The following is an 18,117-nucleotide window of genomic DNA, read 5'->3' on the forward strand; positions in this document are numbered from 1 at the left end:
GGGACGACCAGGGGGAACGCATGACCGATCCGCTGTCCGCACTCGAGGCCGCCGTCCAGGCGCTCCCCGACGACCGGACCCTCCGGGTCCGCTACGCCGAGCTGCTCGCCGACGCCGGCCGGCACGGCGAGGCGATCGAGCAGGCGAGCGTCGTGCTGCGCGAGGCGCCGGAGGACGAGGCGGCGACGGCGGTCGTCCGGCGCGCGGCCCTCGCGGCATCGGAGCCGCCGGAGCCGGCGGTCGCCCCGCCCGCACCGAGCGACCGGCACGAGGACATCGACTGGTCCGAGCTCGAGGCGTCGATCGCGAACCCGACCGAGCCGCCGTTCGTCGAGCGGGTCGTGGCCGAGCACGACGAGGAGCTCGTGGCCGAGGCTGCCGAGACCGCCGAGGACGCCGACCCGGTGGCGGAGCTGCGCCGCGAGACCGTCCGACTCGCCGACGTCGGCGGGCTCGAGGTCGTGAAGCGGCGGATCGACGAGTCGTTCCTGCAGCCGATGGCGCACCCCGAGATCGCTGCCGCGTTCGGCAAGAAGCTCCGCGGCGGCCTGCTGCTGTACGGTCCGCCCGGCTGCGGCAAGACGTTCCTCGCCCGCGCGATCGCCGGCGAGCTCGGGGCGCACTTCATCTCCGTCACGCTCAGCGACGTGCTCGACCGGTTCATCGGCGAGAGCGAGAAGAACATCCACCGGGTGTTCCGCACGGCCCGCGAGCACGCGCCGGCCGTGCTGTTCTTCGACGAGATGGACGCGATCGGCGCGAAGCGGAGCGGGAACACGTTCTCGTCGTTCCGGAACGTCGTCAACCAGATCCTCGTCGAGATGGACGGGGTCGACTCGCAGAACGACGGCGTCTACGTCCTCGCGGCCACGAACCACCCGTGGGAGGTCGACGCCGCGCTGAAGCGACCGGGACGCTTCGACCGGATGGTCCTCGTCCGTCCGCCGGACGACGATGCCCGCGAGGCGATCCTCCGTGTCCACCTCCGCCGACGGCCGATCGAGGGCATCGACCTCGGCGACCTCGTCCGTCGCACGAAGGGGTTCTCCGGCGCCGACCTGGAGCACCTCGTGACCACCGCGGCGGAGAAGGCGATGACGGAGTCGATCCGGACCGGGTCGGTGCGGCCGATGCGGATGGACGACATGCGCGCCGCCCTCAAGGAGGTCAAGCCGTCGATCGGCCCCTGGGTGCAGACCGCCCGCAACGTCGCGGAGTACTCCAACGGCAGCGGCGAGTACGACGACATGGTCGAGTGGCTCCGCGAGGAGAAGCAGCTCTGATGCCCGACGCGGTCGACGTCGTGGTCGAGCGCGCCGACGCGCTCCTGGGCTTCAAGCGCCCGGACGAGGCGCGGGCCGTGCTCACCGCCGCCGTCGCGAGCACACCGGACGACCCCCGGCTGTGGGCGACGCTCGCACGGGCGGAACGTGCACGCCACGACCACGCCGCCAGTCGCACCGCTGCCGAGCGCGCCCTCGCGCTCGACCCCGACAACGCCACCGCACTGTCCGCCCGGGTGAACGCGATGCTCGACGCGAACGAGCGCCAGGTGGCGAAGGCCGCAGCCGAGGAACTGCGCGAGCGCCGGCCGGACTGGGCGACCGCGCACCTGCTGTGGGCGTTCGCACACACACGCTGGTCGCACGCGAAGCGGTCCGCAGCGGAGGAAGCCGCGTGGCCGACGGCGGACGTCGCCCGGTCCGCGGCAGCCCTCGACCGCGCGCTCGAGCTCGCACCCCACGACGCCCGGCTGTTCGCCGACGCGGCGCAGTGCTACCGCGCCCTCTCGTGGACCGACGCGGCCCTCGCGCCACGGGCACGCGAGGCCATGGACCGAGCACTCGAGCTCGACCCGAACGACGAGTGGGTGATGCTCGCCGCCGGGTCGGTCCTGCAGCTGTCCGAGCGGGTCGCGCAGTCCGCTCGGGTCCTCGCGCAGCACCCGACGTCGTGGGAGGCCCGCCGGCGTGTGGACGACGGGCTCTGGAGCCTCGTGTCCGTGCCGGTCGGCGTCGTCGCCTGGTCGCTCGTCGTGACGGTGCTCGGCGCCCACATCGCTGCCGGGGGCGGTGCGAACGTCGTCACGAAGACGCTCGGGTGGACCCTGACCGGCATCGCGGCGCTCTGGGTCTGCTTCGTGGAGGTGCACTCGTTCGCGAAGTTCCCGCGCGGACTGCTCCTCCGGACGATGCGGCGGGTCCCGCTCGTGCCGGTCGTGCTCGGCGTCGCGGCAATCACCTGGATCACCGGTGCCGCCGGAGCGGTGCTCCTGCTCGCCGGCATCGTCCCACCAGCCGGCGACGGGTACACCACCGTCGTCACCGTGCTCGCCGTCGCGCTGCTGCTGCAGTCCGCTGCGCAGGACGTCACCACGATCGTGCAACGCCGACGTCAGGTGCGGTCCGGGCTGTGGGACGGGCTCGTCGCCGACCGCGGACGGCGTCGCAAGGAGGAGAACGACCGCGGTGGTGCGTACATCGCCGGCTTCGCCGCGCTCGTGACCTGGGGCATCGTCGCGCTGGCGGCGCCGACCACGGGGACGTGGGCCGTGGCCGCCGTCCCGCTGCTGCTCGCCACACGGGTGTTCGTGCTGCAGAGCGCGGCGGAGATCCTGCGTGCGGTGGCCCGGCCGCGGCGCGCTCGGCTCGTCGTGTACGCGGTGATCGCCCTCGGGTTCGGCGTGTTCGCCGTCCGGGCCGTCGTGGTGCAGGTGCTGGTCGCCGCCGGCGTGGCCTGACCCCGTCGAGCGACCGGCCGGTCGGCGTCAGGCGGCGCGGACGAGGTCGAGGAAGCGCCGGTGGAAGCGGTCCTCGCCGGCGACCTCGGGGTGGAACGCACTCGCGATGACGGCGCCCTGCTGGACCGCGACGACCTGCCCGTCGGGGAGCGCGCCGAGGACGTCGACCCCGGGGCCGTGCTGCTCCACCACGGGCGCGCGGATGAACACCGCGTGCACCGGGGCCTCGCCGAGGGCCGGCATCGGGATGTCGATCTCGAACGAGTCGTTCTGGCTGCCGAAGGCGTTGCGGCGCACCGTCGTGTCGAGCACGTCGAGCGTCTGCTGCCCGGGGATGCCGGCAGCGATGCGCGAGGAGAGCATGATCATGCCCGCGCAGGTGCCGTACGTCGGCAGCCCGCCGCGGATCGCCTCGGACAGCGGCTCGGCCACGCCGAAGGCACGCGCGAGCTTGTCCATGACGCTCGACTCCCCGCCCGGGATGACGACGCCGTCGAGGGCACCGATCTCCTCCGGGCGACGGAGCGGCACCACGTCGGCACCGAGTTCCGTCAGCGACGCGATGTGCTCACGGAAGTCGCCCTGCAGCGCGAGGACCCCGATGCGGGGCCGGGCGCTCACCAGCCGCGCTCAGCGAGACGGTGCGGTGCGGGGACGTCGGCGACGTTGATGCCGACCATCGCCTCGCCCAGACCGCGGGAGACCTCGGCGATGACCTTGGGGTCGTCGTGGAAGGTCGTTGCCTTGACGATCGCAGCGGCACGCTTGGCCGGGTCGCCGGACTTGAAGATGCCGGAGCCGACGAACACGCCGTCCGCGCCGAGCTGCATCATCATCGCGGCGTCGGCCGGGGTCGCGACGCCACCGGCGGTGAAGAGCACCACGGGGAGCTTGCCGGTCTGCGCGACCTCCTTCACGATGTCGAACGGGGCCTGCAGGTCCTTCGCGGCGACGTAGAGCTCGTCTTCCTTGAGGTGGCGCAGCGCCGCGATCTCCTTGTTGATCGTGCGGATGTGCTTGGTGGCCTCGGACACGTCACCTGTGCCGGCCTCGCCCTTGGAGCGGATCATGGCCGCGCCCTCGGTGATGCGACGGAGCGCCTCGCCCAGGTTGGTCGCACCGCAGACGAAGGGGGTGGTGAAGTTCCACTTGTCGATGTGGTTGACGTAGTCGGCCGGCGACAGCACCTCGGACTCGTCGATGTAGTCGACGCCGAGCTCCTGCAGCACCTGCGCCTCGACGAAGTGGCCGATGCGGGCCTTCGCCATGACGGGGATCGACACGCTCGCGATGATCTCCTCGATCATCGAGGGGTCGGACATGCGGGCGACGCCACCCTGCGCGCGGATGTCGGCGGGGACGCGCTCGAGGGCCATGACGGCGGTCGCGCCGGCCTCTTCCGCGATGCGGGCCTGCTCGGCGTCGACGACGTCCATGATCACGCCGCCCTTGAGCATCTCGGCGAGGCCGCGCTTGACGCGGTCCGAGCCGGTGATCGAGGTGCCGGGGGTGCTCGTGGTGCTGCTGCTGTCGCTCATGATGCCGACAGTCTAGTGCTCCGACGGCCACCCTTCGGCGACGAGTCGGCGGGTCTCGCCGAGCAGCTGGGACATCGACTTCGTCCGCGCGATGATCGGGAAGAAGTTCGCGTCCGACTGCCACCGCGGCACGATGTGCTGGTGCAGGTGACCGGCCACACCGGCGCCGGCGACCTCGCCCTGGTTCATCCCGATGTTGAAGCCGTCGCAGTGCGACACGGCACGCAGGACGCGCATCGCCGTCTGGGTGAGCTCGCCGATCTCGCGGAGTTCGTCCGGCGTCGCCTCGTCGTAGAGCGGGACGTGGCGGTACGGGCAGACGAGCAGGTGCCCGTTGTTGTACGGGAACAGGTTGAGCAGGACGTACGCGTGCTCGCCCCGCGCGACGATGAGGCCGTCCTCGTCGGACTTGTGCGGAGCCTCGCAGAACGGGCAGTCGTCGTCGTGGCCGCGGCCCCTGCCCTCGCGCCCGGCGTCGATGTACGCCATCCGGTGCGGGTTCCAGAGGCGCTGGAACGCATCGGGCACCGCGGCGCCGGTCGCGGCGTCACGGATCACGAGCGGGTCGTCCGCCCCGCCGGCGCCGGCCGCACCGGCCGGACCCGACGAGTCGGCAGCGGGCACGGCGGTGGAACCGGCCGCGTCGTCGACGCGACCGGTCCCACCGACGGGATCCGTGCCTCCTGGAGGGGTCATCAGACCTGCGCGCGCTCGCGGATCGCGGTGAGGATGCGCTCGACCGCCTCGTCCACGGGCACACCGTTGTCCTGTCGACCGTCACGGAAGCGGAACGAGACCGCGCCGGCGTCGCGGTCGTCGCCGCCCGCGATGAGCTGGAACGGCACCTTCTGCTTCGTGTGCGTGCGGATCTTCTTCTGCATGCGGTCGTCCGAGTGGTCGACCTCGGCACGGACGCCGTGCGATCGCAGCTTCGCGACGACCTCGTCGAGGTAGTCGCCGTACTCCGCCGCGACCGGGATCGCGACGACCTGGACCGGGGCGAGCCAGGCCGGGAACGCGCCGGCGTAGTGTTCGGTGAGGACGCCGAAGAACCGCTCGATCGAGCCGAACAGCGCGCGGTGGATCATGACGGGGCGCTGCCGCGTGCCGTCCGCCGCCGCGTACTCGAGGCCGAAGCGCTCGGGCAGGTTGAAGTCGAGCTGGACGGTCGACATCTGCCAGGTGCGGCCGATGGCGTCACGGGCCTGCACGGAGATCTTCGGGCCGTAGAAGGCGGCACCGGCGGGGTCCGGCACGAGTTCGAGTCCGGTCTCCTCCGCCACCTCGCGCAGGGTGTTCGTGGCGACGTCCCACACGTCGTCGTCGCCGACGTACTTCTCGGGGTCCTTCGTGGAGAGCTCGAGGTAGAAGTCGTCGAGGCCGTAGTCACGGAGCAGCGACAGCACGAACTGGAGGGTCGTGGTGAGCTCCTCCTTCATCTTCTCCTGCGTGGTGAAGATGTGCGCGTCGTCCTGGGTCAGGCCGCGCACGCGGGTGAGGCCGTGGATGACGCCGGACTTCTCGTTGCGGTAGACCGTGCCGAACTCGAACATCCGCAGGGGCAGGTCGCGGTAGGACCGGGCCTGCGAGCGGTACGCCAGGATGTGCATCGGACAGTTCATCGGCTTGAGGTAGTAGTCGGCGCCCTGGCGGGTGATGTTGCCGTCTTCGTCGCGCGCCTCGTCCATGTGCATGGCCGGGAACATGCCGTCCTTGTACCAGCCGAGGTGCCCGGAGGTCTCGAACAGGTCGCCCTTGGTGATGTGAGGCGTGTAGACGAACGAGTAGCCCTCTTGCTCGTGCCGACGGCGCGAGTAGTCCTCCATCTCGCGGCGGATGATGCCGCCCTTCGGGTGGAAGATCGCCAGGCCCGACCCGATCTCGTCGGGGAAGGAGAACAGGTCGAGCTCGGCGCCGAGCTTGCGGTGGTCGCGCTTCGCAGCCTCTTCCAACCGGAGCAGGTAGGCCTTGAGCTGGTCCTTGTCGGGCCACGCGGTGCCGTACACGCGCTGGAGCTGCGGGTTCTTCTCCGAGCCGCGCCAGTACGCCGCGGCGACGCGCATGAGCTTCGACGCGTTGCCGATGATGCGGGTGTGCGGCAGGTGCGGGCCGCGGCAGAGGTCCTGCCAGACGACCTCGCCCGTCTTCGGGTCGACGTTCTCGTAGACCGTCAGCTCGCCGGCACCGACCTCGACGCTCTCGCCCGAGTCGCCGGCGTCCGCAGCGCCCTTGAGGCCGATGAGCTCCTGCTTGTAGGGCTCCCCCGCCATGCGCTCGCGGGCTTCCTCGTCGGTGACGACGACACGGCGGAAGCGCTGGGCCTGCCGGATGATCCGGTCCATGTTCTTCTCGATCGCCTTGAGGTCTTCGGGGGTGAAGGGCTCGGCGACGTCGAAGTCGTAGTAGTAGCCGTCGGTGACGGGCGGGCCGATGCCGAGCTTGGCGTCGGGGTTGATCTGCTGCACCGCCTGCGCCAGGACGTGCGCGGCCGAGTGGCGCAGGATGTCGAGGCCGTCCTGCTCGTCGAGGGTGACCGGCTCGACGAGGTCACCGGCGTCGACCGAGGCTGCGAGGTCCTTGAGCACACCCGCGACACGGATCGCCACGACGCCGCGGACGCCGTCGAACAGCTCGGTGCCCGTCGTGGTCGTCGTCGCGGTGCGGGGCTCGGGTGCCTGGGGCACGGCTGCGGGCTCGGCGTTGTCCGGCGACGCGCCTTCCGGCGCTGCGGCGACTGACTCGGTCACGATGATGGGACTCCTCGGTTGGATGGTGGATCAAGACTAGTGCGCGGGGCGCCTGCCGAGGCTCACGCGGGGACGGCGCCGAGGGTCTGCACGGGCAGGCGCGGTTCGAGGCGCTCACGACCCGACAGGCCGTCGAGTTCGAGCAGCGCGGCGAAGCCGATCGCCTCGTAGCCGGCGCGCTCGAGCAGGGTCACGGTCGCGGCAGCGGTGCCCCCGGTCGCGAGGACGTCGTCGACCACGAGCACGCGCGTGCCCGCGGGCAGCTGCCCGGGGCGGAGCTCGAGCTCGGCCTCGCCGTACTCGAGCGCGTACTGCTCGCTGAGGACCTCGCCGGGGAGCTTGCCCGCCTTCCGGACGGTGAGGACGCCGACCTGGTGCTGCGCGGCGATCCCGCCGGCCAGTGCGAAGCCGCGGGCCTCGATGCCGGCGACGGCGGCGAAGCCCTCGCCGATCGCGAAGGGTGCTGCGAGTGCCTCGCACACGCGGCCGAACGCGACGGCGTCGGAGAACACCGGCGTGACGTCGCGGAACAGGATCCCGGGCGACGGGAAGTCCGGGACGATGGCGGTGAGGCGTTCGACGAGTGCAGCTGCGGTTTCGGTCACCCGACAACGGTACGGGAGGCGCGGGGTGCGCCCGACCCGCCCCGCACCGTACGAGGTGGGGCGCGCAGCGCGCGGGGGCGCGGTTCGCGTGGCAGTGTGCGAGGTCCCGCGCTCCGTGCGGGGCCAGGGGCCGGGCACGGAGAGCGGAACCTCGCACACTGCGGCAGCCGCGGGGCGGCGCGCGCGGCGCGCCGCGGCGCGCAGCGCGGCTCAGCGCCAGCGGTTGAGCGTGCCGACCTGCGTGAGCCACGCGACCTCGCGGGCGGCGCGCTCCTGTTCGAGGCGCCGGCGCGTCTCGAGGTCGACCGACGGACGCACGTGGTGCGTCCGACGACTCCAGATGATCAGGGACATCCCGATGCGGAGTGCGATGCGGTCGGAGAGCGAGACCCGACGGCGCACCGCACGGGTATCGGGGGGACGGTTGACGGTCTTCGTTGACAAGGTGGTGCCTTTCAGGCGTGACGACGACTGCCAGGGCATGGCAGTACTGCCCGGAACGCGGGCAAGGGAGATGAATGCGCGAGAATGCATTCCGCGCCCCGTCGAAGAATGCACGACGGGTGCGGTCAGGAATTGCTGCCGATGGAAGGAGCGTCGCACCGGCCACCGACATTCACGACCGGTGTCGGGCACGCGCCGAGTGCGTCACCGCGAGGGCGACGGGCGATTGCGACCGAGGGTCGGAACGGCACCGGACGGCGAGGAGGACCTCAGCGCGGACGGGCCGGTCGGAGATGCGACTGGTGTGGGACGCCCCGTGTCAGCGGACCCGGATCGGGGTGCCGCCGGACGTACGGATTCCACGGAACGGAGTCGTTTCGGTGAACATCATGGTCAGGCCCCCTCTCGGTCTCGTGCTGACGCGGTGATTGCTGCTCGTGAACACTATCCACACCGGTATTCCCCGCGCAACCCTTTTCTCGAGATTCGTCCGGAATTGCATTCCCGAACAGTTCGGGGACGCCGGACACGCAGAACGCCCCGGTCCCACGAGGGGTACCGGGGCGTTCGATGCGGACGAGGTGCCTAGACCGCGGCGGGGACCGCGACCGTGGCGTCGAGCGCGCCGTCGACCACGTCGACCCGGACGGTGTCGCCCGCGGCCACGGCCTCGTCGACCACGAGGCTCGCGATGCGGTCGTCGACCTCGCGCTGGATCAGCCGACGGAGCGGACGGGCGCCGTACTCCGGCTCGTAGCCGTGCTCGGCGAGCCACCCGACCGCGGCGTCCGTCACCGTCAGGGTCATCCCCTGGGCGACGAGGCGGAGCGCGGTGTCCTCGAGCAGGAGCGACACGATCGACTCGATCTGCGAGCGGTCGAGCTTGCGGAACAGCACGATCTCGTCGATGCGGTTGATGAACTCCGGCCGCATCGCCTCACGGAGCTTGCCCATGACCCGGGCGCGCAGGTCGTCCTCGGCGAACCCGTCCCCCGCGCCGACCGGCGCGAAGCCGAGTGCACCGGAGCGCGACGCGAGGAACTCCGAGCCGAGGTTCGACGTCATGATCACGACGGTGTTCCGGAAGTCCACCGTGCGGCCCTGGCCGTCCGTCAGCCGACCGTCGTCGAGCACCTGCAGCAGCAGGTTGAACACGTCCGGGTGCGCCTTCTCGACCTCGTCGAGCAGGACGACCGAGTACGGGTTCCGACGGACACGCTCGGTCAGCTGCCCGGCCTCGTCGTAGCCGACGTACCCGGGAGGGGCGCCGACCAACCGCGACACGGTGTGCCGCTCGCCGAACTCGCTCATGTCGAAGCGCAGCATCGCCGACTCGTCGCCGAACAGCGACCCGGCCAACGCCTTCGCGAGCTCGGTCTTGCCGACACCGGTCGGACCGAGGAACAGGAAGCTGCCCACCGGACGACGGGGGTCGCCCATGCCGGTCCGGCTGCGCCGCACCGCGGTCGCGATCGCCCGCACGGCGTCGTCCTGCCCGACGACGCGCTCGTGGAGTTCGTCCTCGAGCGCGGCGAGCCGGGAGCGGTCGCCCTGCGTCAGGCGGGTCGCCGGGATCCCGGTGGCACGCGACACGACGGCCGCGATGTCCTCCTCCGTGATCGAGGTGCCCACGGATTCCGGACCGGAGGCGCGACCTGCGTCGGCCGATCCGGCGGCGGTGATCCGCGCCTCCAGTCCGTCGATCTCGTCGCGCAGGCGCGACGCTTCCTCGTAGTGCTCCTCGGCGACGGCCGCGTCCTTCGACGCGGTGAGCGTCGCGACCTGTGCGCGGAGCGCTTCGACGTCGACGTCGCCCGACAGGGCCAGGCGACGACGTGCGCCGGCCTGGTCGATGAGGTCGATGGCCTTGTCCGGCAGGTGCCGGTCGGTGACGTAGCGGTGCGAGAGCTCGACCGAGGCGCGCAGGGCGTCCGGCGTGTAGGTGACGCTGTGGTGCTCCTCGTAGCGCGGGGCGAGTCCGGTCAGGATCGCGACGGCGTCCTCGACGCTCGGCTCCCCCACCGTGATTGGCTGGAAGCGACGCTCGAGTGCGGCGTCCTTCTCGATCCGGCGGTACTCGTTCAGCGTGGTCGCGCCGACCATGTGCAGGTCGCCACGGGCCAGCCGGGGCTTGAGGATGTTGCCGGCGTCCATCGAACCGCCCTCGCCGCCACCACCGGCGCCGACGACGGTGTGGAGCTCGTCCACGAACACGATGAGCTCGTCGGCGTGCGCCGCGATCTCGTCCATCGCCTTCGTGAGGCGCTCCTCGAAGTCGCCGCGGTAGCGCGTGCCGGAGAGCATGCCGGCGAGGTCGAGGGCGACCACGCGCTTGCCCTGGAGCAGCACGGGCACGTCGGCGTCCGCGATGCGCTGGGCGAGTCCCTCGACGATGGCGGTCTTGCCGACGCCGGGCTCGCCGATGAGGACGGGGTTGTTCTTGGTGCGACGGAGCAGGATCTCGACGGTCTGCTCGATCTCGTCGGCGCGGCCGATCACCGGGTCGATGCGGCCGTCGCGGGCCCGCTCGGTGAGGTCGCTGCCGAACTGGTCGAGCATCGGGGTGTCGCTCTCGGTGTCGGTGGTCTGGTCGGTGCTCGTGGGCATCGTGCGCCCCTCCCTGGCGGCCGCCGCGGCCTGCGCGGCGTAGTCCTGCATGACCTGCGGGGTGACGCCGGCACTGGCGAGCAGCTGCCCGGTGACGGTGTCCTGGTCCATGACGAGCGCGAAGAAGACGTGCTCGGGATCGGTGTAGGTGCTGCCGAACCCGCGGGCGGCCTGGGTGGCCTCGAGCAGGATCCGCTGCGCGGTCCCGGTCAGGGCCGGGCGACCGTCGGGCTGCTGGCGGGGTTCGCCCGCCATCGGCAGGCGCTGCTCGACCTCGTCCGCGAACTGCTCGGGGTCGACACCGGCGTGCCGGAGGACCGCGGTGAACGGGCCGGTACGGACGAGCACGTGCAGGACGTGCAGGGCGTCGATCTCGTGCTGCCCCTGCTCGGCCGCGAACTCCGCGGTGCGCTGGAGCAGCTCGTGGGTGCGACGGCTGAGCAGTCGCGTGATGTCGACCGGGCGTCCCAGCGGTACGGATCGCTGGGCGCCGGAGTCCTGTGCCGCGAGCAGGCGGGCGAGGAACTCGTCGAACGAGTCGTTGCCGCCGGTCGGGCCGAACGTTGCTGGCAAAGGGACCTCCTGGGAACTTGAGTGCCTTCGACTCAATGCAACGCAGGAGGGGCCGGGTCATTCCCGGTCGTGGAAGAAACTTGCGGCGACCCGGCTCAGGTCCGTGCGATCGGTGCTGCGGTCGCCTCGGTGATGCGCACGAGGTCCGCCGGGGACACCTCGATGTCGAAGCCGCGACGCCCGCCGGACACGAAGATGCTCGCGTAGGACAGCGCCGACTCGTCCACCACGGTCGGCAGCTTCGTCTTCTGCCCGACCGGGCTGATCCCGCCCACCACGTAGCCCGTGCGCTTCTCGGCGAGGGCCGGGTCCGCGAGCGTCGCCTTCTTCCCGCCGACGGCAGCCGCGATCGCCTTGAGGTCGAGCCGGTTCGCCACCGGGACGATCGCCACGGCCAGGGCACCGTCGACCGACACCACGAGGGTCTTGAACACCTGCTCCTCGCGGAGCCCGAGGGCGGCCGCGGCCTCCTCGCCGAAGTTCGTGGCGGTCTCGTGGTGCTCGTACACGTGCGGCGTGTACGCGACCCCTGCCCGCTCGAGGGCGGCGGTCGCTGGGGTGCTCGGCGAACCTGCGGTCATGGGCACGATCCTGCCGTGACCAGCCACTTCCCCCACGACGGCGCGCGGGCGTTACCCTGAACGGACCATGACCGTCGTCGAACTCCTGCTGCGCGCCACCGCCGCGCTGGTGCTCGGCGACCCGTCGGTCAGTGCCGTCCCGCTCCTCGCGGTGGCCGCGCTCGGGCTCACGGCCGTGGCGGTCGCGGTGCTGGTCGCCGGCGTCCTCGCGATCGTCCTCGGCCTGGTGCCGGTCCGGTCGCTTTCGTCCCGCGCCCCGGCCGACCTCGTGACGCGGATCGCGTGGAGCCACCCCGACGCCGACGGGCACGCCCGACCCCGGGCACCGGGAGCCGTCGCCTGAGGCCCTGACCACCGACCGGTGGACGGGCCGTACAAACGACCCCTCCCACCGAACCGATCGGAACGTCATGGACCTCACCACCCTGCCCCTCGTCGGGCCGCTGCTGCACGGCGGCGCCGACCTCCTCGCCGCCACCAGCGCGGCGCTCTCCCCCGTCGCCGGAGGGCTCGCCGCCGCCGTCGCCGTCGTGCTGCTCACCCTCGTGGTCCGGGCCGTGCTCGTCCCGCTCGCCGTGCTGCAGGTCCGCGCGGAACGGGACCGCCGACGCCTCGCCCCACAGATCGCCGCGCTCCGGAAGCGCCACGCGAAGGACGCCGAACGGCTGCAGCGGGCGATGCAGGAGCTCTACACGAACGAGAAGGTCTCGCCGCTCGCCGGGTGCCTGCCGGTCCTCGCCCAGGCACCGGTGCTGTCGCTCCTGTACACGCTGTTCACGCACGCCTCGATCGACGGCACGGTGAACACCCTGCTGACGGCCACGCTCGCGGGCGTCCCGCTTGGGCACTCGCTCGTGGTCGTCGTGACCTCGCCGCTCTGGTGGCACGCGTGGGTCGTGGTGCTCCTGCTCGCCGTGCTCGCCCTCGTGGTCGAGCTCACCCGGCGGGCGAACCTGCGGTGGAACCCGGCGGCGGTGCCGGACGCCGCGGTGCCGGGAGCGGGTGCGACGGCGGCGATCGGCCGGTGGGCGCCCTTCGTCACGGTGGTGTTCGCCGCGATCGCGCCCCTGGCCGCCGCACTCTACGTCGTCACGAGTGCCGCGTGGACGCTCGGGGAACGTGCGGTGCTGCGACGCGTGCTCGCCTGACGTGGCGGTCGGGCGGCGGGCGTGTCAGCCGCCCTGACCCTCCTGCTGCGGGCCCTGGTCGACGGGGTCGTACTCGGTGCCGCGTCCCTGCTCCTCGTCCGGCAGGGGGACGTGCCGCTCGGTGCCCGTCCCGCCCGGGCTCGTCGCGACGTAGTCGGCCTCGCCGGACTGCGCGTCGTGGCTCAGGGGCTCGAGGGTCTCGGGGTCGGGATCGTGCTTGTCGCTCATGATCCCCGTCTACGCCCCGCGAACTGGGTGCGCGCCCGCACGGCGCCGGTGGGACGATGGGCGGACAGTGCGACCGGACCGGGAGTGCGCATGGCCGACGACGACGTGGCAGCAGAACGAGCACGGCTCGAGGCGCTCGCATGGGGTGGTGCCGCGTCCGAGACCGACGCGGCCGCAGCGCGGCTCGCCCTCGAGCGGCTCGGCCGAGGACGGCGCGGTCCAGGAGGCGCGGCTCCCGTCTCCCCGCGGGCCCGGTCGACGGGGCGGTCGCGTCCGACCTCCGCGGCCGGCTCCGACCGGGCCGTCACGTCCGGCACGACGAACCCGTTCCACACCGGCGGTGCGCGGCCCCTCGCCGGTTCCTCGGGAGCCGTCGCCGACCGGGTCACGACGCCGGCACCGGGTCCGGTCTCGGTGCGGTCGACACCGGGGCCGCGGACACCGGACGCGGGACCACAGGGCGCGGCCGCCGCCGCGGATGCTCCGGGCCCGGTCGACCCGGCGGCGACCGACGACACGAGCGGGGTCCCCGACGGACCGGACCACGGGGTGGGGACCGGCCACGGGACGGAGCCGGGCGACCGTGGCGGAGGCGGGTCGAGCCTCCTGGACCGCATCGGCGCCTGGCGGACGCGAGCCGCACGGGTGCTCTGGACCACCCGGCCGCGCGTCTGGATCGGGCTGGGCGTCGCGGCGGCCGTCGGCGTGGCGTTCGCGGCGGGGACGGTGGTCGGGACCTCGAGGCCGGACCCGGCGGCGGCGCCGAGCGTCACGCCGAGTGCCGGGACGATCACGCTCGAGGACCTGCTCGACGCGCCGCAGACCTACGCCGACCAGCTGCCGGGACCGGTCGAGGCGCCGGTCACGCTCCGGACGACGCGGCTCATCTTCACGAACCGTGCGCTCGACGGCGGCTCGTTCGAGACGCCCTGGAGCGTGTGGGCCGGCGTCGGGACGGACCGCTCGACGATCTGCCTCGTCGCGACGGCGAACCGGCTGGAGTCGACGTCCGCGTGCTACCCGCGGCAGGACGCGCTGCACGGGTCGGTCTCGCTGTCGGCGCAGTCGATGAGCGGCACGCTGACGCTGAGCCTCCGGGGCGGCGGGGTGCAGGGCACCGTGACGAACGAGAACTGATCGGGAATGTCTCGGCACTGACGGCGTTGGAGCGCTCCTAGGACTTTCTCGGCGAAGGCCCTCGCATCTCCTCGCTGCAGCGTGCAACACTGGAAGAGCGCACTCGCCGTGGAGTCGTACCCACAATCCACACACCACAGCGAGCGCGCATCGTCGGCCGGCACCGTCCGGTCCGGTCGTCGTCACGTCGTCACGTCGACACCGACGCGCGCTCCGCCGTTCCCCGGAGGAGGTCAGCATCGTGTCCACCAACACCACCACCTCGGCCGTGTCGACGAACACGCGGCCGATCACCGTCACCACGCAGTCGATCGTCGGCATCGCCGTGCTCGGGCTCGCGACGTTCTTCGCGATCACGACCGAGCTCATGCCGGTCGGGCTGCTCGGCACCATGAGCGCCGACCTCGGGGTCTCCGAGTCGACCATGGGCATCGTCGTGACGGTGTACGCCGCCGCCGTGGCGATCCTCGCGCTGCCGCTCACGTCCTTCACCGCCCGGCTCCCCCGCAAGACCGTCCTCGTGGCGACGCTCATCGGCTACACGGTGTCGAACGTGATGATCGCGCTCGCGCCGTCCTTCGCGGTGGTCTGCGCCGGCCGCATCGTCGGCGGCGTCGCACACGCACTCTTCTTCTCGGTCGCCTCGGCCTACGCGACGCGCATCGTGCCGCCGCGTCTCGCCGGTCGCGCGATCGCGTTCGTGTACTCCGGCAGCTCGCTCGGCTTCGTCATCGGCGTGCCCGTGGCGACCTGGGTCGCGCAGTCGATCGGGTGGCGCCCGGCCGTCGGTGCCGTCGCCGTCGCCGCAGCAGCACTGGCCGTCGTCGCGCTCCTGTTCCTGCCGAGCGTCCGCGGCGCATCGTCGCCGCACATCGGATCCCCGAAGGCCTGGGCCCGCACCGGACTGCTCTCCGTCGTGATCGCCGACCTGCTGCTCTTCGCCGGGCACTACGTCGTCTACACGTACATCGGGCCGTACGCGATCGACGCCGGGCTCGACGCCGACATGGTGAGCGGGGCGCTGCTCGTCCTCGGTGGCACGGGTGTCGTCGGTCTCTGGCTCGCCGGCATGTTCGTCGACCGGGCTCCGCGGCAGACGCTCATCGCGGCCGTCGCCGTGATGGCAGCGGCGTTCGCGGTGCTGCCGTTCGTACACGGGTCGCTGCTCGGCACGATGGTCGTCGCCGGTGTGTGGATGGCCGCGAACGGCACCACCGGCACGCTCTTCATGGCCGCGGCGATCCGCTCCGGCGGTGTCTCGCCCGACATCGCGGGTGCGCTCATCAACGGTGCGTCGAACATCGGCATCGCCGGCGGCGCGGCCATCGGCGGCCAGGCACTCGGGGTCGTCGGGCTGCAGTTCATGCCGTTCGCCGGGGCCGTCGTGCTGGTCGGGGCGCTCGGCGTCGTGATCGCGGCGCGTCGGGGCTTCCCGGTGCACACGCACAACCAGGAGCACCTGTCGACCTCGTCGATCGAGGCGATCACGTCCTCGCTCGCGGTCGTCACGACCTCGGTGCCGGTGGTGTCGCGGGCGATCCAGACCCTGACGGGGTCGGTCGCGGTGGCGACGGGTTCGGTGCCGACGCGTCGGCGGCGCTGAGGCGCCCCGCACGCACGACGGGGCGGGACCGGCAGCGCCGGCCCCGCCCCGTCGTCGTGCGGTCAGTCCTGCAGGTGCGACGTCCGGCGGCGGTTGCGCACCGCACGGAACGTCAGCAGCCCGCCGCCGAGCAGCACGAGCACGCCCGCCGCGATGAGCCCCGGCGTCAGGTCGGCGCCCGTGTACGCCAGCGCGCCGCCGGTGGTCGATCCGCCACCGGACGAGATCGGCGTCGTGCCGGAACCGCCGCCGGGGGTCGGAGCCGGAGCGGGAGCCGACGGCGTGGGCGTCGGGGTCGGGGTCATGACGGCGGCCGGGACCGTGATCGCCAGCGCCGCGGCCGAACCGCTCGCGGGCGTGGTGATCGTCACCGGGTCCGCGCCGTCGACCTCGACGGTGTACTCCGTCTCGGGCGCGAGGCCGGTGAGGTCGAACGTCCCGTCCGTGCCCGTGGTGGTCCGGACGGGGTCACCGGCCTCCGGGTCGGTCGGGGTCGCGACGACGTCGACGCCCGCGGCCGGGTCGCCGTTCGTGTCGGTGACCGTGCCGGGCTGGTCCGTGGTCGTGACGACCGGCGCCGCGGGCGTCGCGAACGGCAGGTTCGACTCCGCGCTCGCGCCACCGGCGACGGTGACCCCGGTGTTCTGGGTCGGGCCGGTCGCGCCGGGCTCCGGGACGGTGGTGCGGACGGTGTACGTGCCGGCCGCGGTGTGGAACGTGTAGCGGCCCGAGGCGTCCGTGGTGGTCGAGGCCACGACGGTGGTGCCCTGCAGCAGCTCCACGACCTGACCGGCCGCGACGGGAGCGCCGTCGAGGCTGACGACACCGGTGACGGTCGCGATGACCGCGGCGGGGGCCTCGATCGGGTCGAGCGCGGTGGGGTCGCCACCGGCCGGTCCGGTCGTGATCGTCGTCGGGTCCTCGTCGCCGACCGAGACACCGAGGTCGGTGCCGGCGGGCAGGTCGGAACCGGTGTAGACGCCGTCGCTGTTCGTCGTCGTGTTGACGAGTTCCTCGCCGTCGGACGGGTCGACGATCACCACGGGGACGTTCGACACCGGGTTGCCGTCGGCGTCGGTCACGGTGCCGATCACCGAGGTGGTGCCCTGTGGTGCGGTGAACGGGAAGTCCACGACCTGGTCGGCGCCGCCGGGAACCGTGTTGAGGGACGTCGTCGTCGACGGGGTGCCGTCGGCGTTCGGCGGCGGCGTGATCGTCACGGTGTAGCCGCCGATGACCGGGAGCTCCGGGAACGAGTAGGTGCCGTCGGCGCCCGTGGTCGTCGTGTAGAGCGTGCCGCGGGGTGCCTGCACCGTGACGGTCGCGCCGGGGATCGGGGTGTCGTCGAGCGTCGCGGTGCCGGTGATCGCCGCCGTCCGGTTGGCGAACCAGGTCTGGTAGACGGGGAACCCGCTGCGCTGCTGGTAGGTGATCGTCAGGGTCTCGAGCGGGACCGTCGGCGTGAACCACGCGGTCGCGCCGGAGGTGTCGTTGGCGGCCGCGTTCCCCGTCAGGGTCCGGGTCGCGGCGTCCCACGTGGGGGTGTCCTGGCCAGCAGGGACCCCGCCCGGATCGGCCGGGCAGCTCCATCCGCCGGCGGAGACGGACGAGCACGAGTTGTACGAGCTCTGGTAGCCGAGCTGTGCCGCGGTCGCCGCTGCGCCGCCCTGGACGGTCGCGGAGATCGTCGCCTGGTCGGCGTCGACGTCACCGAGGACGAAGGACCAGCTGCCGTTGCCCGGGGTCGCACCGTCGAAGGTGTAGGTCGTGGTCGACGCTGCCGACGAGGTCGGCGAGTCGGCGTTCGGGCGCTGGTTGATGTAGGTGTTCCCGCGGCTCGAGCCGTACACCGCGCCCGGTCCCGTCGACGGCCCCTGCCAGGTCGAGGCACCGCTGATCACGGTGGACTGCCGTGAGTTCGACGAGAACGTCGTCGCCGGGAACCCCGGCAGTGTCATCGTGCCCGTGTAGGCCTTGCTCGACCCGCTGACGGTGAACGTGCCCCAGTGGCCGGCCGGCGCGGCGGACGCGCTCGTGGCGCCCCCGATCGCCAGACCCGCTCCGAGCACGATCCCGGTCAGCCCTGCGGTGACTGCGCGCCAACGCCGCATGTGGAACTCCCCTGTTTCGGCGCCGCCTCACCACGACGCTCGCTCAGGTTATCCA

The 18,117-nt window shown here is 72.3% G+C and carries 16 protein-coding genes; 6 read left to right on the forward strand and 10 right to left on the reverse strand.

Annotated elements, in window-relative coordinates:
* Window positions 1-20: 20 nt before the first annotated feature.
* Together BM028_RS13690 and BM028_RS13695 are read left to right on the forward strand one after the other, a co-directional pair.
* Window positions 21-1,283 carry an AAA family ATPase gene (locus BM028_RS13690; protein WP_092387141.1) on the forward strand — a complete coding sequence of 421 codons (1,263 nt, stop codon included), beginning with the start codon at window positions 21-23 and terminating at the stop codon, window positions 1,281-1,283.
* Entirely contained in the window at window positions 1,283-2,740 is a 1,458-nt protein-coding gene (locus BM028_RS13695; RefSeq protein ID WP_092387143.1) for a tetratricopeptide repeat protein, read from the forward strand. Before BM028_RS13690 ends, BM028_RS13695 begins: the two co-directional genes overlap by 1 nt.
* Window positions 2,741-2,767: 27 nt before the next feature.
* Here BM028_RS13695 and pdxT read toward each other — a convergent pair whose 3' ends face one another.
* The 8 genes from pdxT to ybaK all read right to left on the reverse strand — a co-directional run bounded on the left by pdxT (window position 2,768) and on the right by ybaK (window position 11,835).
* Complete coding sequence (pdxT, locus tag BM028_RS13700; protein WP_070418968.1) at window positions 2,768-3,364, reverse strand: pyridoxal 5'-phosphate synthase glutaminase subunit PdxT; 597 nt, start codon at window positions 3,362-3,364, stop codon at window positions 2,768-2,770.
* A complete protein-coding gene (gene pdxS, locus BM028_RS13705) occupies window positions 3,358-4,278 on the reverse strand; it encodes a pyridoxal 5'-phosphate synthase lyase subunit PdxS (RefSeq protein ID WP_070418967.1) in 921 nt (306 codons plus the stop codon). Before pdxS ends, pdxT begins: the two co-directional genes overlap by 7 nt.
* A gap of 12 nt (window positions 4,279-4,290) precedes the next feature.
* On the reverse strand, window positions 4,291-4,974 hold the full coding sequence (locus BM028_RS13710; protein ID WP_083413678.1) for an HIT family protein: 684 nt from the start codon (window positions 4,972-4,974) through the stop codon (window positions 4,291-4,293).
* Entirely contained in the window at window positions 4,974-7,025 is a 2,052-nt protein-coding gene (gene thrS, locus BM028_RS13715; protein ID WP_402736570.1) for a threonine--tRNA ligase, read from the reverse strand. The genes BM028_RS13710 and thrS overlap by 1 nt, the downstream gene beginning before the upstream one ends.
* Window positions 7,026-7,087: 62 nt before the next feature.
* Window positions 7,088-7,630, reverse strand: coding sequence for an adenine phosphoribosyltransferase (locus BM028_RS13720; protein WP_070418966.1), 543 nt, complete (start codon window positions 7,628-7,630; stop codon window positions 7,088-7,090).
* Between the two features lie 210 nt (window positions 7,631-7,840).
* Entirely contained in the window at window positions 7,841-8,074 is a 234-nt protein-coding gene (locus BM028_RS13725; RefSeq protein WP_139219829.1) for a hypothetical protein, read from the reverse strand.
* 585 nt (window positions 8,075-8,659) lie between these two features.
* Window positions 8,660-11,254: an ATP-dependent Clp protease ATP-binding subunit gene (locus BM028_RS13730; RefSeq protein ID WP_092387146.1), complete on the reverse strand. Its 2,595-nt coding sequence runs from the start codon at window positions 11,252-11,254 to the stop codon at window positions 8,660-8,662.
* A gap of 95 nt (window positions 11,255-11,349) precedes the next feature.
* Window positions 11,350-11,835, reverse strand: coding sequence for a Cys-tRNA(Pro) deacylase (gene ybaK, locus BM028_RS13735; RefSeq protein WP_070418963.1), 486 nt, complete (start codon window positions 11,833-11,835; stop codon window positions 11,350-11,352).
* Between the two features lie 67 nt (window positions 11,836-11,902).
* Here ybaK and BM028_RS13740 point away from each other — a divergent pair, with 67 nt between their 5' ends.
* Together BM028_RS13740 and BM028_RS13745 are read left to right on the forward strand one after the other, a co-directional pair.
* Window positions 11,903-12,178, forward strand: a complete 276-nt coding sequence (locus BM028_RS13740; protein ID WP_070418962.1) for a hypothetical protein — start codon at window positions 11,903-11,905, stop codon at window positions 12,176-12,178.
* 67 nt (window positions 12,179-12,245) lie between these two features.
* Window positions 12,246-12,983, forward strand: coding sequence for a YidC/Oxa1 family membrane protein insertase (locus BM028_RS13745; protein ID WP_092387148.1), 738 nt, complete (start codon window positions 12,246-12,248; stop codon window positions 12,981-12,983).
* 24 nt (window positions 12,984-13,007) lie between these two features.
* Here the strand turns inward: BM028_RS13745 and BM028_RS13750 are convergent, their stop codons facing one another.
* Window positions 13,008-13,211: a hypothetical protein gene (locus BM028_RS13750; protein ID WP_070418960.1), complete on the reverse strand. Its 204-nt coding sequence runs from the start codon at window positions 13,209-13,211 to the stop codon at window positions 13,008-13,010.
* A gap of 90 nt (window positions 13,212-13,301) precedes the next feature.
* On the opposite strand from BM028_RS13750, the gene BM028_RS13755 reads away from it, so the two are divergent.
* Entirely contained in the window at window positions 13,302-14,348 is a 1,047-nt protein-coding gene (locus BM028_RS13755; protein WP_092387150.1) for a hypothetical protein, read from the forward strand.
* A 241-nt stretch (window positions 14,349-14,589) separates the two neighbouring features.
* A complete protein-coding gene (locus tag BM028_RS13760) occupies window positions 14,590-15,951 on the forward strand; it encodes an MFS transporter (protein WP_092387152.1) in 1,362 nt (453 codons plus the stop codon).
* Between the two features lie 62 nt (window positions 15,952-16,013).
* On the opposite strand, the gene BM028_RS13765 is transcribed toward BM028_RS13760, so the two are convergent.
* Window positions 16,014-18,062 carry a carboxypeptidase-like regulatory domain-containing protein gene (locus tag BM028_RS13765; protein WP_092387154.1) on the reverse strand — a complete coding sequence of 683 codons (2,049 nt, stop codon included), beginning with the start codon at window positions 18,060-18,062 and terminating at the stop codon, window positions 16,014-16,016.
* Window positions 18,063-18,117: the final 55 nt, after the last annotated feature.

The organism is Curtobacterium sp. YR515, assembly GCF_900113095.1.
Classification (GTDB): Bacteria; Actinomycetota; Actinomycetes; order Actinomycetales; family Microbacteriaceae; genus Curtobacterium.

Bases quoted from the DNA above. Each gene is read 5' to 3' on its own strand.
- BM028_RS13690 (WP_092387141.1), top strand. From the start codon at position 21: ATGACCGATCCGCTGTCCGCACTCGAGGCCGCCGTCCAGGCGCTCCCC.
- BM028_RS13765 (WP_092387154.1), bottom strand. From the start codon at position 18,062: ATGCGGCGTTGGCGCGCAGTCACCGCAGGGCTGACCGGGATCGTGCTC.
- BM028_RS13710 (WP_083413678.1), bottom strand. From the start codon at position 4,974: ATGACCCCTCCAGGAGGCACGGATCCCGTCGGTGGGACCGGTCGCGTC.
- BM028_RS13695 (WP_092387143.1), top strand. From the start codon at position 1,283: ATGCCCGACGCGGTCGACGTCGTGGTCGAGCGCGCCGACGCGCTCCTG.
- pdxS (WP_070418967.1), bottom strand. From the start codon at position 4,278: ATGAGCGACAGCAGCAGCACCACGAGCACCCCCGGCACCTCGATCACC.
- BM028_RS13740 (WP_070418962.1), top strand. From the start codon at position 11,903: ATGACCGTCGTCGAACTCCTGCTGCGCGCCACCGCCGCGCTGGTGCTC.
- BM028_RS13755 (WP_092387150.1), top strand. From the start codon at position 13,302: ATGGCCGACGACGACGTGGCAGCAGAACGAGCACGGCTCGAGGCGCTC.
- BM028_RS13745 (WP_092387148.1), top strand. From the start codon at position 12,246: ATGGACCTCACCACCCTGCCCCTCGTCGGGCCGCTGCTGCACGGCGGC.
- ybaK (WP_070418963.1), bottom strand. From the start codon at position 11,835: ATGACCGCAGGTTCGCCGAGCACCCCAGCGACCGCCGCCCTCGAGCGG.
- BM028_RS13750 (WP_070418960.1), bottom strand. From the start codon at position 13,211: ATGAGCGACAAGCACGATCCCGACCCCGAGACCCTCGAGCCCCTGAGC.